Consider the following 14562-nt stretch of genomic DNA (forward strand, 5'->3'; position numbering starts at 1 on the left):
GCTGCGCTTCCGCAACGCCACGGACGACCTACACCCGATGCACCTGCATCGGCATACCTTCGAAATCACCCGATTCGCCGGCACACCGACGGCCGGGATGCGCAAGGACGTCGCGATGCTCGGCGGCTACCAGAGCATGGAAGTCGATTTCGTCGCCGATCAACCCGGCCTCTCGCTGTTGCATTGCCATCAACAAATCCATATGGACTACGGGCTCATGCTGTTGCTCAACAGCGGCTGACCCCAAGCCTCGAGCTATCAACTCGCTTTACAGCGCCGCGAGTTGGGGGAGCACGTCGGAGGCGAAGAGTTCGAAGTTCTTCGCCAAGCCGGTCATGTCCGCGGGGGCGCGCACGTACACCCGTGAGATACCGAGTTCCGCATAGGGCCCGAACTCGTTGACGATCTGTGCGGGCGAGCCGGAAAAAGTGGTTCCGTCGAAAGTCTGGGAACCGAAGTTGCCGGGATCCAGTGCCGCCTCGGCTTGGTCTGCGACGCCGATCAGTGCGCTCATCGAGAAGGCGACGTCGGCCGGGTCTCGGCCGATCCGTTCGGCGGCCGACCGCACCAGATCGATCTGCCCGCAGACGTCGTCGGTTTTGAGCTCGCTCTTGCGCTGATCCGCCGGCGTGCGACGTCGAGAAGTCTGCAGATTGAATTCGTCGGCGAACCGCGCCGCCAAGGCCGGTGTGCGCTTCTTACCGATGCCGCCGAGAATGATTGGCGGCCCGGGCCTTTGCCAGGGCTTGGGCAACGCCGGTGAGTCCTGGATCTGAAAGCATCGGCCATCATACGAATAACGTTGGCCGACAGGAGTTTTCCACAGGCCCGTGATCAGCTCCAGCGCCTCACCCAGCCGATCGAACCGCTGGCCGACCGGCGGGAAGGGAATCCCGTAGGCGCGGTGCTCCGGTTCGAAATAGCCTGCCCCAAGCCCGAACTCGATGCGACCCTCGCTCATTGCGTCGACCTGCGCGACGGTAATCGCGAGCGCACCCGGGTGGCGGAAGGTAACCGAGGTCACCAATGACCCGAGCCGAATGCGCGAAGTCTCGCGCGCCAGCCCGGCCAGGGTCGTCCATACGTCGGTCGGACCGACTCCGCCGTCACCCGCGAACGGAAGGTAATGGTCGGACAGAAAAAACCCGGCAAATCCGAGTTCCTCGGCCAATTTCGCGGATTCGAGTAATTCTTGGTAAGTCCCCCCGTTGCTGGGATCGGTGAAGATCCGGCACTGCATGCTGCTCGCTCCTTACCAAGCCCCTTACCCAAGCGGGTTGTTGTCTCGCACCCCTCGATACATGCCCCATCGCACGATCCACGGCATCACCACACGCTCGACGGCCCACAGCGGGAACCGGAACGAATGGCCGGTGGGCAGGAAGACCTCCAACCCGTTGGGCTGTATACCCACTAACGAACCCCACCGCCGCGTCGGCGCCCGAAAGGTGCGCAACCGCCCGCCGGTCAATTCCGCCTCGATGTTGTGCGCCACCAACGCATCGCCCCGATTGCGCGCCGAGCTGCGCAGCGGGTCGGACGCGGCGACGTCGCCCACCGCGAACACCGCCCGCTGCCCCGGCACGCGCAGCTCCGGCGTCACCCGCACGAATCCCTGCTCGTCGAGCAGCTCAGGAGGCAGCCAACCGGTGTTGGGCCGCACCCGCCCGATCGCCCAGAGCACCGCGTCGGCTTGCGCCGGTGGTTGTCCGGTGCTCCAGTGAACCGGTTCGCTCGTGATCTCCTCGCCGGCGAAACCATCGGGCAGCACGGCCCGGTGGCCCGGATGGATGCGCACGCCGCGTTGGGTCAGCCGATCGCGAAGCCGCTTCCAGGTCCGCGGGTGGTGGGTGTCCAGCGCGGATTCGCCCGGGAAGTAAAGGTGTATCTCTTTGTCCCGCCAGGTGGTCGCCATATTGAGTGCGCTGCTGACCGCTGCCGCGCCGCCGCCCACGACGATCACCGATCGGGCGGCGGCCAGTCGGTCGTGCGCCGAGCGCAGCCCCGCGCCGATGTCGGTCGCGGACTGCAGTGTCGGCTGGCGCCAGAAGCCGTTGCTGACCCCGGTCGAAATCACCAGTGCGTCGTAGTGTTCGGTGATCGTCGAGCCGTCGTCGCGACGGCCGAACACGGTCTGAGCGGCCAGGTCCACTCCGGTCAGCGTTGCCTGCACGGTGCGGACCTTGTCCAACCGCCGGAACCTGTCGAACGGAATCCAGTAATCGCGGGCCCAGTCGTTCGGCCGCGACAGCCGGACGCCGAGTTCCTGGCCGCTCACCAACCCGGGTTTGACGCATACGCCGACGACGTCGGCGGAGCCGGACAGCCGGATCGCGACCAGCACACCCACGTCGCCCAGGCCGGCGATGACGACTCGCTTGCGGTTCATGTGACCACCTTGTGCGGCGGCAGGGGAACGAAGCGTGAGACCCCGTCGATCACGCGCTGGTACTCCGGACGGCGTTCCAGGCTGCGCTTCTCCATCATCGGGATACTCGCGCCCAAGAACATCGCCAGCATCGCCAGCGCACCGGCGAACAACCACCACGCATCAGCGGGCGATGCGGCAACGCCGAATAACGCCAGGGCGAACCAGAAACCGAACTCCCCGAAGTAGTTCGGGTGCCGCGACCATCGCCACAGCCCGCGGTCCATGACGTCACCGGATTGCCGGTCGGCGATGAATCGGTGCAGCTGCACGTCGGCAACCGACTCGATTGGAATGACACTCCAAAACGCGTCGTAGAAGCTGGAATTGCGGTATCGCCGGCTGAAGGCGAACACCACCAGCGTGGCCAGCACGTCGGCGATCAGCGTGTCCAGCCAGAGCCGGCCCGTGGCCGGTCCCCAGATCAGCCAGGCGGCGGCGGCGACGATCGCGATGACGTAGGCGACGGCAACGAGTGCCAGCGACCAGGTTCTCGTCGTCGTCGTACTCATGGAGCGACGACTGAACCGTTCAGGCAAACCCGATGGGCGACGGCACAACTCATGCGGGGCCTCCTCACCACGCTGCCCGGGCGCCCCGGACCATCGGCCGAGGTCGGCAAACTGTAACACGTTCTACCGTAGCGCCAGGAAAGCGTCGGAGCTGCCGACGCCTAGTCTGCGCGGCGGGCCGGCCTGCCCGGGTATGGTCGCACGGACAGCCACTCTGGTCGGGGAGATGTTGCAGGTACAGACACCGTTGGCCGCACACGCGCGGACCGCGTTGCTCGTCGCGGCACGTGCGTCGGCGCCCCGTCCCGCCGCGGCCAGACGGGCCGCGAAGAGTTTCGAGCGAACTTTGGGCCCGGCGGTGTGCGCCGAGATCCGTTGGGCCTTCACCCCGCCGCGCACCTGGCTGATGGGCGTGGTGGTCAACGTGATCTTCGCCGCGGGCTGGCTGGTGGTGCAGCCGCTGGCCACCGGACACGGGCACCACCACGACATGGCAGTGCTGGTGGGCACCTACTTCTCCTCGTGGGTCCTCGCGGACGTCACCACCACCAACTTGTTCGGTTCCGACCATCACCGCGTCCGGCAGGCACTGGCGAACGGGGTGCCGTTCTGGCGGATCCTCGCCATCAAAAATCTCGCCCTGCTGGTGATCGTCGGGTTGCCCACGCTGCTGACGGCGATGGTGCTGACCCTGTTGTTGGAAACACCTGAGCGACTGGCGATTACGGTTCCCACTGTCGCGGTGCCGATCGTGTCATGGCTGGGGGTGGGCAACTTGATCTCGGTGGTGCACCCGGTGGGCGTCGAGCCGCTGATCCGGCGCTGGCGGCAGCGCCACGACCGGCATCGCACCGGCGGCTGGGTACTGGCCCTCACGCTGCCGTACGTCTTGTACTACGTGGCCGACCCGATGGACGGGGTGGAGCACCGCGTGCTCTGGCAGAAGTTGCCGTCCTTGTTCTGGCCCATCTTCGGGCGGGACACCAAGAGCTTTGTGCACCTGGCCACGGCGTCGGGGGTTTGGCTGGTAGGAACGGTCGCCGCAGTGTGGTGGGTGCGCAAGCGCGGGCTCGAGATCAAATGAGACTTACATGACGACGTGGCCGGCGTCGACCGGCACGGTCACACCCGTGATGTAGCGCGACCGGGGGCTGACGAGCCACAGCACCGCCTCGGTGACGTCTTGCGGCTCGACCAGCGGCACGTCGGGCAGCAGCATCTGGGAGACCGCCGGATTCGGATTCTCCAGCATCCGGTTCACCACGAAGTCGTTGAGGATCATCGGGGTCATGACGCCGCTCGGATGTATCGAGTTCACCCGAATCTTGTGTGGCGCATAGGCATTCGCTGCAGATCGCATCAACCCCACGATGCCGTGCTTGGACGCGGCGTAGGCGAACATGGCGGCGCTGCCGTCGCCGCCGCGGCCGGTCAGGCCCTGTGACGAACTGACCAGCACGACCGAGCCGCCCCGCCCCTTGCGGATCACCGACGGCACGGCCGCGAGCATCGTGTGCCACACGCCCTTGAGGTTGGTGTCGACGATCGCGTCGAACACCGGTTGGGCGCGGGGCTCTGGATCGCCGATCGCCACCACACCGGCGTTCGCGATGACGATGTCGACGTCCCCGAGCTCGTCTATTCCGGTCTGCACCGCGGCTTCCAGCTGCGCCAGGTCGCGGACGTCGGCGACGACGGGCGCCACTTTGCCGCCTGCGGCCTGGACCAGCCGCGCGGTCTCGTCGAGGTCGGATTTTGTCGCCAGCGGATAGGGAATCGCGTCGATGTCGGCGCACAGGTCCACGGCGATGATGTCGGCGCCCTGCTCCGCGAGGGCGACGGCGTGACTGCGACCCTGGCCGCGCGCCGCTCCGGTGATGACGGCGACGGTGTTGTCGAATTCACCCATGGCTACACCTCCAACCTGGTGCCGGTCTCTTGCTCCGCGAAGGCGACGAGCCGGGCGGCCGCGTCGTAGTCGCACGCGACCACCGAGCGGCCGATCAGGACCGGCCCGCCCCGCAGGCCCATCCTGCCGGTGACGCCGACGTAGCTGCCCGGCGGTAGTGGCTCGCTGATGCAGTACAGCGTGGGCGCCGCGCCGGCGTCGATGTCGTTGGCCAGTCGGTCGGCGACGACCTTGACGGACTTGTGCGCCAACGACATCAACGGCGAGTCGGACACATGCGACAGGTTCGAGGCCACCCAGCCCGGGTGGGTGAGCTGGCTGACGATCGACGAGCGCGCGGCACGCAGCCTGCGGTCCAGCTCCAGCCCCCACAACATGACCGTCAACTTCGACTGCGCATACGCGCCCAGTCGCGTCCACTTGTTGCGACGCAGGTGAAGGTCGTCGAGCCGCAGGGTGGCCTTCCGGTGCGCGTCCGAGCCGACATTGATGATCTGCGAGCGGACCCGCGGCAGCAGCAGGTTGGTCAGTGCGAACGGTCCGAGCAGGTTGGTGCCCAGCGTCTTCTCGAACCCGTCGGCGGTCTCGACGCGCCGGTCGGTGAGCGCGCCGGCGTTGTTGATCAAGATGTCGACTTCACCGTCGATCAGGTCGGGGACAGCGCGCACTGACGACTGGTCGGCGAGGTCGAGTTTGACCACGGTGGTCGAGCCGCCCATCTCGGCCGCCCGTTGTTTACCGAGCTCGGTGTTGCGCACAGCGAGGATCACGTGGGCGCCGGCCTTCGCGAGCGCGCGCGCCGTGCCCAGTCCAACGCCGTTCGTCGCCCCGGTCACGATGATTCGCTTGCCGGTCAAGTCGCCGAGCCGATTCGGCGTCCAAGGTAACGTCACGGCCGTCAGACTAATGGCATTAGTCCGAAATGGTGGCAGGGGCTAGTGGTTCTGCCATCATGGTCTGCGACCTACCGGTATTGCCTTGGCAAAGTGGTGCAAAGGAACGGAGTCGATTCGAGGTGATTCGCCCATGAGTTAGAGTGCGCTGGAAATCACCAATCTGATTTACACCTACGCGCAACTTCTGGACGGCGGCGACTTGGATGCGGTAGCCGAGCTCTTCGCTCACGGCCGGATCTGCGGAATGGAAGACGGCCCACCGGAAACGGTGTTCGCCGGGGCCGCCGGCGTCCGGAAGATGTACGAGATGGCCACGCGCATCTACGAGGACGGCACCCCGAAGACCAGACACAACACCAGCAACGTGCAGCTGTACATCGACGAGGCCGGCGGCACGGCCCGCAGCACGTCCTACTACTGCGTCACCCAGGCGACCCCCGACCTGCCGCTGCAGGTGATCGTGACCGGCCATTACAAGGACACGTTTCACCGGGTGGACGGCGCGTGGTGCTTCGACACCCGCATCATGTTCGTCGACCAGGTCGGCGATGTCAGTCATCACCTGAAGTTCTGACGCGGTAAGGGATTCGACCCTGTGGAGAACGCGGGCGCCTTCGACCTGGGCGGTGTGCTGTCCGACGCTGCGCGCAAGGAGTCGCTGACCGACTGGGGGCCCGGCGAGTTCGAAAGTCCACTGGGCGTTCTGCTGGCCGACTACCAGGACGCCGAACTCAACGCCATCGGTGCCCACATCCTGCGATCCGGCATCGTCCACAGCCTCCGGATGCGGTTGCGCGCTCAGGAGTGGATGCGCCGCCACCCGGAGATTCTCGACGAGCAGGTCGTCGCGCCGGTCGTTGTCGTCGGGATGATGCGCAGCGGGACAACGCTGCTGCAGCGACTGTTGGCCGCCGATCCCCGATTTCACTGCGCGTACGGCTGGGAGGTAGTCGAGGTCGCGCCGCGGCACGATCACCGGTTCGACGGTGTCGATCCGCGCGTGGCGGTGAGCGAGGCGCGGGAATCCAAGTCCCGCGAAATCGCACCGGATTTGTTCGCCATCCATCCGATGTACGCGCGGGCGGCCGAGGAGGAGATCGTCTTTCTCGCCGACGCGTTTCTGTCGCATGTCCCGGAATCCGGTGCGCACCTTCCCGTTTACCGGTCGTGGCTAGACGAGCAGGATTTCGCGCCGGCCTACGCCTACCTGCATCGCATGCTGGGGTTCCTGCAGTGGCAGAAGCGGCAGACGGGTGTGACCGCGCAGCGGTGGGTGCTGAAGTCGCCCGCCCACCTCGGCTATCTCGACTTACTGCGGGCCGAGTTTCCGGATCTGCACATCGTGCACATGCACCGCGACCCGCGGACCACGATCGCATCGGGCGCCAGCCTGAACGCGACCCTGCACGCGATGCACGCCGACACCGTCGACCTGCCCCGGGTGGGCGCGCAATGGTTGCAGCGGATGGGCTGGACCAATGACCGGGCGATGGCGGTCCGGGATCGATGGGATTCACACACCGTCACCGACATCGCGTTCGACGACGCGGTGGCCGATCCCATCGGGCAAGTTGCCCGTGTTTACGACGCGATCGGACTCCCGCTGACGACCGAAGCGGAGAGCGCGATGCGACGCTGGCTGGCCGAACGCCCACGCAAAGCGGCGCGCCCGCCCTACGAACTAGAAGACTACGGTCTGCGGCCCGAGCAGGTCGATGAGCGATTCACGTTGTACAACAAGCATTTCCAGCAGCACCTTTCGAAGTGAGGAGCAGTGGATGGGTGACGACCCCGTCGCGACGACGTCGCAGCACGAACAGGAACTGGCCGCGCTGGATCTGATCGAGCACCCGACTGTCAAGGCGGCCTACCGCACGGTGGCTCAGACGTGGCTCGGCCGGGCCAAGGCGTCGGAAGCGATGCGTGAGCGGTTCGACGACTCGTTCGCCGAGGTGATGTTCTCGGCCGCGGTCTGGTCATCCAACCAGGACAAGCTCCGGCCCAAGGTCAGTTGCATCACCCGGCTCGCGCACTCCGTCGACGGGCGCCGAGTTCCCGGATCACGTTGGGGCATCGACAATCCCGACAGTGTGTACCGGGTGATCCCGATTTCGGGGGAGGAGCGTTACGAGATCCACGGGCGGGTCGGCGAGCACCGCATGATCGAGAACTATTTCACGCTGTGGGATGCGCACATGGGCACCGTCGACGTGCTCAACGGCCGGACCATGCAGGTGGATTCCGATGGCAGCTACACCATCACCGTGGACGCCGAACCGGCCGGCGGTCGGCCCAATCACGTGCAGACCACGTCGGAGGCGCATGAGTTCTACATCCGCGATGTGCTGCTGAATTGGGGCCGCGACGATCCCAATCACATTGCGGTGCAACGGCTCGGCGGCCCGCCGGCGAGTCCCGCGCGCACGCTCGACGAGCAGGCCGAGGCGACGGCGGCGATGATGGCGCATTTCGCCGACTTCACCGGCAAGCTCAGCCACGGCGTGTACAAGATGCCGCCGAACCACTTCAACCTGGCTTGGTCGGCCGACAAGGTCGGCGCAATGCGCAACCAGGTCTACGTCATGGGCCGCTTCGACCTCGCACCCGACGAGGCGTTCGTGGTTGACCTCAGCGACGGTGGCGCCGAATACTTCACGGTGCCGCTCAGCAACATCTGGGGTACCACACTGGACATCGTCGACCGCACCGGCAGCTTGAACAAGTCGCAGTCGGTGGCCAACGAAGACGGCACCTACACCTACGTGATCGCCCCGACCGACCCGGGCGTGGCGAACTGGATCGACTCCGACGGGTTGCGCGAAGGCATTCTGACGTTGCGGATGGCCGAGTTCGGCGAGTCCGGACCTCGCGAGGACCTCGGTGCCCGCGGGCGGGTCGTGAAGCTGGACCAGCTCGAGGCCGAAGTGCCGACCTTGCGCCGGGTCACCGCCGCGGAGCGGACGGCCGAACTCGCCGACAGGCGAGCGGCCTATCTGCGCCGCCTGCCGGAAGGGACGGCCTGACATGGCGCGCTGGCTGGTCACCGGGTGCTCCACCGGCTTCGGCCGCGAGATCGCGCGCGCCGCACTAGAAGACGGCCACAGCGTCGTGGTGACCGCGCGACGGGCGGACGCGGTGGCCGATTTCGTCGACGAATTCGGGGACCGGGCCCTGGCCGTCGCACTCGACGTGACAGACGCCGCCCAGATCGCGGCAACGGTGTCGGCCGCCGACGAGGCCTTCGGCGGGATCGACGTCCTGGTCAACAACGCCGGTCACGGCTACCTGTCGGCGGTGGAGGAAGGCGAGGACGCCGAGGTCCGAAAGCTGTTCGACGTCAACTACTTCGGTTCGGTCGACATGATCAAGGCGGTGCTGCCCGCCATGCGCACCCGCGGCACCGGGCACATCGTCAACATCTCATCGATGACCGGTCTGGTGGCCAACCCGCCCAACGCGTATTACTCGTCGACGAAATTCGCACTCGAAGCGGTGACCGAAGCGCTGGCCACCGAGGTGCGGCCGTTGGGAATCAAGGTGACGGCGATCGAACCGGGCGCCTTCCGTACCGATTGGGCCAGCAGGTCGATGAAGGAGTCGGAACGGCCGATAGCCGACTACGCCGACGTGGCGGCCCGCAAGGACCTCATCAAGCAGTTCGCCGACCACCTGCCCGGCGATCCGCGCAAGGTGGCCGAGGCGGTGCTGATGGTGACCAAGCTCGACGAACCGCCACTGCGGTTGCTGCTGGGTCGCGACGTCCTCAGGGCGATGCGCGACAAGATCGCCACCCTCACGGCGTCCATCGACGAGTGGGAGTCCGTCACCAAGGACGTGAACTTCCCTAGCTCGTGACCGCCCGCATGCTGCCACGCGCCGGGACGATCCCGGAGTTGGATATCGTGAACCCGCAGCCCGAGTGCACGGTGCAGGTCACCCCGTCGACGTCCGACCGGCAGGTGAACGGCCCCAGGCCGGTGGACTGACCGTACGCCAGGGTCGGCTGACCCAAACCTGGATTGCCCAAACAGTTTTCGCCGCCACAGATGAAGAATGTTCCCTTCGGATCCATGTGCACGGACTGCGACGCCGACCCCTGACGGCTGATCTGGCAATACGTCGAGTCCGGCGGACCCGGTTCGCGTTGATAATCGATCTCGCAGCTGATGGTGTGCGAGGGGGAGTAGAAGGAGCAGACGTGCTCCGAGCAGATCGGGTTATCCGCTCCCGCTGAAGGCACTCCCGCGCAGAAGCCGATCGCGGCAACGCTCGACGCGGCGACTCGCAGTCCCTTCCGGACAATGCTGCTCATGTACGTTTCCTTCGCGACTTGGCGTCGCCACGTTACGCGCGGACGGCCAAAACGATGTCCCGGCCAGCGGTCAGTGGCCCGCGGCAGGACCAGCCGTGTTGCTAACCTGGCGAAATGGACCAGAGCGGCGACAAGCTGACAAAGGCGACACTTGCCGCCACCAGCTGGGCTCTGCTGGGCATGATGTCCTACGAAGAGGAAGTCTCGGGCTACGACCTCAAGAAGTGGATCGACTGGAGCGTCGACCTTTACTACTGGAGCCCCTCGTACAGCCAGATCTACACAGAACTGAAGAAGCTCGAAGTCCTCGGTCTGGTCACGTCGCGCGTCGAACGTGACGAGGGCACCCGCAGCCGCCGTCTCTACAAGATCACCTCGGCCGGCATGGACGCTGTCACCGAGTGGACCAATCACGCGCCCGTGGACCCGCCGGTGCTCAAACACAGTGTGCTGCTGCGGGTTACGTTCGGCCATCTCAGTAACCCGGCCAAGCTCAAGGAATTACTGCAGGAACATGTCGCGTATGCGGAAGCTCGGCATCGCAAAGCGATCGAAGATGCCGAAGGGGCTGAGATCGAACCCGCTTGGGCGTACTCGGTGATCGCGTTACGTTGGGCCGCAAAGTATTACGCGGCCGAGCGCGAGTTCGCTCTGGAATTTATGAAGGAGATCGACGAGGCGGACGCCGTCCTGCAGAAGGCTGCCAAGGGCGGTTTCGGCAAACCGCGGCCCACGCCCGGTTACTGGCGTGAGGTCGAAAAACAGGTCGAGGCCAAGCGCGAAGCCGACTAACCCTGATGGCGGCGACCGGTTTTGACCCTGTCGTCGGCCTGAGAATCTCCAAATACGGATATCCGAGACGCATACTGAAGTCCCCTGTGTCACTTGTGTTTCAGTGGCACCAGGCTCGCGATTTCTGTCGGTGGGTGTGGCTAGTTTCGCGGTATGGGTGCAACGGATCAGCAGGATGTCGACGCGGTATTCGACGCGCTCGATGCTGCCTGGGATCGCGCCTGCGCGCTGAACTTCGACGCGCTGAATCCGGGCCAACAGCTGGCGGTGTTGGAGCGCTGCGAAAAGCAGCCCCGGCGCATCCCGGCCATCGAGCATCTGCTGATCAATTCCCTTGGCCGCGATGCCACCCCAGCAGAGCTCTGCGGCACGCTGGCCCATGCGATCGCCGAGGCGACACTGATCAGCCGCGGTGAAGCGTCCCGGCGCATCAAGGAGGCGCGGGATCTGGGCCCGCGGCACGGGCTGACCGGCGAACCCCTGCCCCCGGCCCTCGCCGCCACCGCGGCCGCTCAACGCGACGGCACGCTCGGCTCCGGCCAGGTCTCGGTGATCCGCAAGTTCTACCACCAGTTGCCGGGCTGGATAGACATGCCGACCCGTGAGCAGGTCGAAGCTCGGTTGGCCAAGGAGGGCGCCCGATTTCGTCCCGAGCAACTGGCCGCGCTGGCCAGCACTCTGGCCGATTGCCTCAACCCCGACGGGACCTTCACCGACGAGGACCGGGCGCGGGGGCGCGGGCTGACGCTGGGTAACCAGCAGGCCGACGGCATGTCGCAGCTGCGCGGCTGGCTCACCCCGGAGGCACGCGCCACCCTGGAGGCGGTGCTGGCCAAGCTGGCCGCGCCGGGCATGTGTAACCCGTTTGACGAGGCGCCCTGTGTGGACGGCGCACCTACCCAGGACGCGATCGACCGCGACCCGCGCTCAGCGGCCCAGCGCAACCATGACGGGCTCAACGCAGCCCTGCGCGCGCTCTTGGCGTCGGGAGACCTGGGCCAGCACAACGGGTTGCCGGCCTCCATCGTCGTCACCACGACGCTGCAGGACCTGGAAGCGGCGGCTGGGCGTGGGTTGACCGGCGGTGGCACCATCTTGCCGATGAGCGACGTGATCCGCCTGGCCCGCCACGCCCATCACTATCTGGCGATCTTCGATCAGGGCAAGGCGCTAGCGCTGTATCACAGCAAACGACTCGCCTCCCTCGGGCAGCGAATTGTGTTGTACGCCAAGGATCGCGGGTGCTCGGCTCCGGGCTGCACGGTGCCCGGCTACTACTGCGAAGTCCACCACGTTACCGACTGGTCCAAATCCCACACCACCGACGCCGACCAACTGACGTTCGCCTGCGGACCCCACCACCGCATGCTCCAACCCGGAAGTTGGACCACCCGCCAAAACGCCAAGGGTGACACCGAATGGATCCCGCCCGCCCACCTCGACCGGGGCCAGCCTCGCGTGAACACCTTTCATCACCCCGAAAAACTGCTGCGCGACGGAGACGACGACGAAGATCAAAGTCCCGGGGCTGCATGACCCGTCGTGGATCGCCGTTAGTTCTGGTGGCGGGGACCCGCCGCGTCGTGGGCGGCGACGTAGCCGTAAACCAATCCCTGCGCGATCGTCGCGCCCGCACCGGGGTAGGTCGTGCCGAACGCATTGGCGGCGGTGTTGCCGATCGCGTACAGGCCGGCGATCGCGCCGCCGTCTTCGCGTAGCACGCGGGCCCGTTCGTCGGCCTTCAGCCCGCCGCAGGTACCCAGGTCGCTGAGCACCATTTTGACGGCATAGAAAGTGCCCTTGACCAACGGACGCAGATTCACGTTAGGCCGTATCGTCGGGTCGCCGTAGTACCGGTCGTACGCGCTGTTGCCCCGCCCGAAGTCGGGATCGCTACCCGCAGCCGCGTTTTGGTTGAAGCGGGTCATCGTTTCGAAGAACTCCGAGACGGGAACCTTCATCTGCGCGCCGAGGTCGGTCAGGTTGTCGGCCCGCACCGCGATTCCCGCGTCGTACCACGCCTTCGGGATGCGCATCCGCGGAAAGAGTTCGGCGCCAAAGACATAGCTGTTGCGGTATTGCTGATCGAAGACGATCCACATGGCCTCGACCGGGTTACCGGACCGCTCCAGCTCGAGGAGTCGCTGCCCGAACGACATGTAATCCGTCGACTCGTTGGCGAACCGCTGCCCGTGCTGGTTCACGATGAGGCTGCCCGGAAGAGACCGTTCGGCGAGCATAACGGCGGGCGCTTTGCCTGGCAGCGGCGCGACGGCGGGGAACCACCATGCCTGATCCATCAGGTCGATGTCGGCGCCCAACTCCTGGCCCGCGCGGATTCCGTCACCGGTGTTGGATGCCGCACCAAGGCTGAGGTTGGCGCCCAACGACTCCGACTGGAATTTCCACCGCATGTCCATGCTGTGATCGAACCCGCCGGTGGCCAGCACCACGCCGCGCCGCGCGGTGATCGTCACCTCGCGGCCACCGTGGTCGACGACCGCGCCGGCCACACGCTCACCGTCGTACTCGAGCCGCAGCAAGGGGGTCCCGGTCCATACCGGGATGCCGGCGCGCAGCACGCCCGCGAACAACCCTGCCATCAAGCCCTGCCCGCCTGCGGCGTAACGTCTGCCGATCGCCAGGCCGCCGACGCCTTGCGCGATGCGTTTGCCGAACGTCGGGACACCCTTCCGCGGCACGCGGGCAACCAGATTCATCCAGCGGTAATCGGCACCCGTCGTCGGCACCGGCACGGTCGCTTCCATCACGCCGGGCTGGAGCCGGGTGCGGTATTCGCCGAGTACGGCGGTGTCGAACGGTCGGCACTCGCAGGTGCGGCCCGCCGCGCTGCCGCCAGGTTCTTCGGGGTGATAGTCGGAATAGTCGCGGGCCCAGAACAGCCGCAGCGGAGTCGTTCGGCGCAGCATGTCGACCGTCGCCGGCAGATGCGTCAGGAACTCGGCTGACCGCTGCTGAGGCGCCGAGCCCGCGACGACCGAGTCCAGGTACGTCGCCGCGCTCTCCGTCGTGTCGTGCGCGCCAGCCTCCCGCAGCACCGGGCTGGCGGGCAGCCACAGCGCGCCACCGGACCGCGCGGTCGAGCCGCCCACATAGGACGATTTCTCCACTACCAGCACCGATAGCCCCAATTCGTGGGCGGCGAGGGCCGCCGCGAAGCCCGTTCCGGAGCCGACGACCAGCAGGTCGACGGTCGCGTCGGCGACCCTAAGGCCGGCAGGGATAGTCGTGCTCTGCGTGGTCACGTTCGAAACGGTATGCCGGAGCGGTGCCACGCCGGACGAGCCGTCCTGATCAGTGGAACAAGCCATCCCCATCAACCGGCGTGGGGAGTTTAATCGTGCCCATGACGTCGCAGACCGAGGCCGACGAAGTTCGGCTCATTGAAGCGCAGGCTGCACCGACGCGGTTCGCCCGCGGCTGGCACTGCCTGGGCCTGACCAAAGATTTCGGTGACGGCAAGCCGCACGCGATCACCGCCTTCGGCCAAAAGCTCGTCGTCTTCCGCGGCGGGGACGGGAACATCAACGTGCTCGACGAATACTGCCGGCACATGGGCGGTGACCTTTCTCAGGGCGAGGTCAAGGGCGAGGAGATCGCGTGCCCGTTCCACGACTGGCGCTGGGGCGGCGACGGGCGATGCAAGAAAGTGCCCTACAGCAAGCGCACCCCCAAACTAGCCCGCACGCAAG

The 14562-nt window shown here is 66.3% G+C and carries 16 protein-coding genes; 9 read left to right on the forward strand and 7 right to left on the reverse strand.

Features of this window, described 5'->3' with window-relative positions; all coding sequences use genetic code 11:
• On the forward strand, positions 1 to 241 hold a 241-nt coding region (locus JOZ00_RS01800; RefSeq protein ID WP_293338874.1), incomplete at its 5' end, for a multicopper oxidase domain-containing protein.
• 27 nt (positions 242 to 268) lie between these two features.
• On the opposite strand, the gene JOZ00_RS01805 is transcribed toward JOZ00_RS01800, so the two are convergent.
• Genes JOZ00_RS01805 through JOZ00_RS01815 form a run of 3 tightly spaced genes read right to left on the reverse strand, consistent with a single transcriptional unit; the run spans position 269 to position 2940 of the window.
• On the reverse strand, positions 269 to 1240 hold the full coding sequence (locus JOZ00_RS01805; RefSeq protein ID WP_293338876.1) for an LLM class F420-dependent oxidoreductase: 972 nt from the start codon (positions 1238 to 1240) through the stop codon (positions 269 to 271).
• A 24-nt stretch (positions 1241 to 1264) separates the two neighbouring features.
• Entirely contained in the window at positions 1265 to 2389 is a 1125-nt protein-coding gene (locus tag JOZ00_RS01810; RefSeq protein WP_293338878.1) for an FAD-dependent oxidoreductase, read from the reverse strand.
• Positions 2386 to 2940 (reverse strand): DUF1295 domain-containing protein, encoded by a 555-nt coding sequence (locus tag JOZ00_RS01815; RefSeq protein ID WP_293338880.1) that lies wholly within the window; start codon positions 2938 to 2940, stop codon positions 2386 to 2388. Before JOZ00_RS01815 ends, JOZ00_RS01810 begins: the two co-directional genes overlap by 4 nt.
• Before the next feature lie 226 nt (positions 2941 to 3166).
• Here JOZ00_RS01815 and JOZ00_RS01820 point away from each other — a divergent pair, with 226 nt between their 5' ends.
• Positions 3167 to 4024 carry a hypothetical protein gene (locus JOZ00_RS01820; RefSeq protein WP_293338901.1) on the forward strand — a complete coding sequence of 286 codons (858 nt, stop codon included), beginning with the start codon at positions 3167 to 3169 and terminating at the stop codon, positions 4022 to 4024.
• 3 nt (positions 4025 to 4027) lie between these two features.
• Here JOZ00_RS01820 and JOZ00_RS01825 read toward each other — a convergent pair whose 3' ends face one another.
• Together JOZ00_RS01825 and JOZ00_RS01830 are read right to left on the reverse strand one after the other, a co-directional pair.
• Entirely contained in the window at positions 4028 to 4849 is an 822-nt protein-coding gene (locus tag JOZ00_RS01825) for a mycofactocin-coupled SDR family oxidoreductase (protein WP_293338882.1), read from the reverse strand.
• Positions 4850 to 4851: 2 nt separating this feature from the next.
• Positions 4852 to 5742, reverse strand: coding sequence for an SDR family NAD(P)-dependent oxidoreductase (locus JOZ00_RS01830; protein ID WP_293338884.1), 891 nt, complete (start codon positions 5740 to 5742; stop codon positions 4852 to 4854).
• 148 nt (positions 5743 to 5890) lie between these two features.
• Here JOZ00_RS01830 and JOZ00_RS01835 point away from each other — a divergent pair, with 148 nt between their 5' ends.
• From JOZ00_RS01835 to JOZ00_RS01850, 4 genes are read left to right on the forward strand one after another with little or no spacing between them, the layout of a single operon-like run.
• A complete protein-coding gene (locus JOZ00_RS01835) occupies positions 5891 to 6319 on the forward strand; it encodes a nuclear transport factor 2 family protein (RefSeq protein ID WP_293338904.1) in 429 nt (142 codons plus the stop codon).
• A 21-nt stretch (positions 6320 to 6340) separates the two neighbouring features.
• The gene (locus tag JOZ00_RS01840) at positions 6341 to 7513 is read left to right on the forward strand and encodes a sulfotransferase (RefSeq protein ID WP_293338886.1); all 1173 of its coding nucleotides are present in this window, start codon (positions 6341 to 6343) and stop codon (positions 7511 to 7513) included.
• 10 nt (positions 7514 to 7523) lie between these two features.
• A complete protein-coding gene (locus JOZ00_RS01845) occupies positions 7524 to 8768 on the forward strand; it encodes a hypothetical protein (protein ID WP_293338888.1) in 1245 nt (414 codons plus the stop codon).
• Between the two features lies 1 nt (position 8769).
• Positions 8770 to 9600, forward strand: a complete 831-nt coding sequence (locus JOZ00_RS01850) for an oxidoreductase (RefSeq protein WP_293338890.1) — start codon at positions 8770 to 8772, stop codon at positions 9598 to 9600.
• On the opposite strand, the gene JOZ00_RS01855 is transcribed toward JOZ00_RS01850, so the two are convergent.
• Complete coding sequence (locus JOZ00_RS01855) at positions 9590 to 10057, reverse strand: hypothetical protein (protein WP_293338892.1); 468 nt, start codon at positions 10055 to 10057, stop codon at positions 9590 to 9592. The two genes, JOZ00_RS01850 and JOZ00_RS01855, sit on opposite strands and share 11 nt — an antisense overlap.
• Before the next feature lie 114 nt (positions 10058 to 10171).
• Between JOZ00_RS01855 and JOZ00_RS01860 the strand changes: the two genes are divergently transcribed.
• Entirely contained in the window at positions 10172 to 10849 is a 678-nt protein-coding gene (locus JOZ00_RS01860; RefSeq protein ID WP_293338894.1) for a PadR family transcriptional regulator, read from the forward strand.
• A 153-nt stretch (positions 10850 to 11002) separates the two neighbouring features.
• Positions 11003 to 12385 carry an HNH endonuclease signature motif containing protein gene (locus JOZ00_RS01865; RefSeq protein ID WP_293338895.1) on the forward strand — a complete coding sequence of 461 codons (1383 nt, stop codon included), beginning with the start codon at positions 11003 to 11005 and terminating at the stop codon, positions 12383 to 12385.
• A gap of 17 nt (positions 12386 to 12402) precedes the next feature.
• Here the strand turns inward: JOZ00_RS01865 and JOZ00_RS01870 are convergent, their stop codons facing one another.
• Entirely contained in the window at positions 12403 to 14115 is a 1713-nt protein-coding gene (locus tag JOZ00_RS01870) for a 3-ketosteroid-delta-1-dehydrogenase (RefSeq protein ID WP_293338897.1), read from the reverse strand.
• Between the two features lie 101 nt (positions 14116 to 14216).
• On the opposite strand from JOZ00_RS01870, the gene JOZ00_RS01875 reads away from it, so the two are divergent.
• A partial coding sequence (locus JOZ00_RS01875; RefSeq protein ID WP_293338899.1) for a Rieske 2Fe-2S domain-containing protein occupies positions 14217 to 14562 on the forward strand: 346 nt, incomplete at its 3' end.

It is taken from the genome of Mycobacterium sp. (genome assembly GCF_019243155.1).
Taxonomy (GTDB): domain Bacteria; phylum Actinomycetota; class Actinomycetes; order Mycobacteriales; family Mycobacteriaceae; genus Mycobacterium.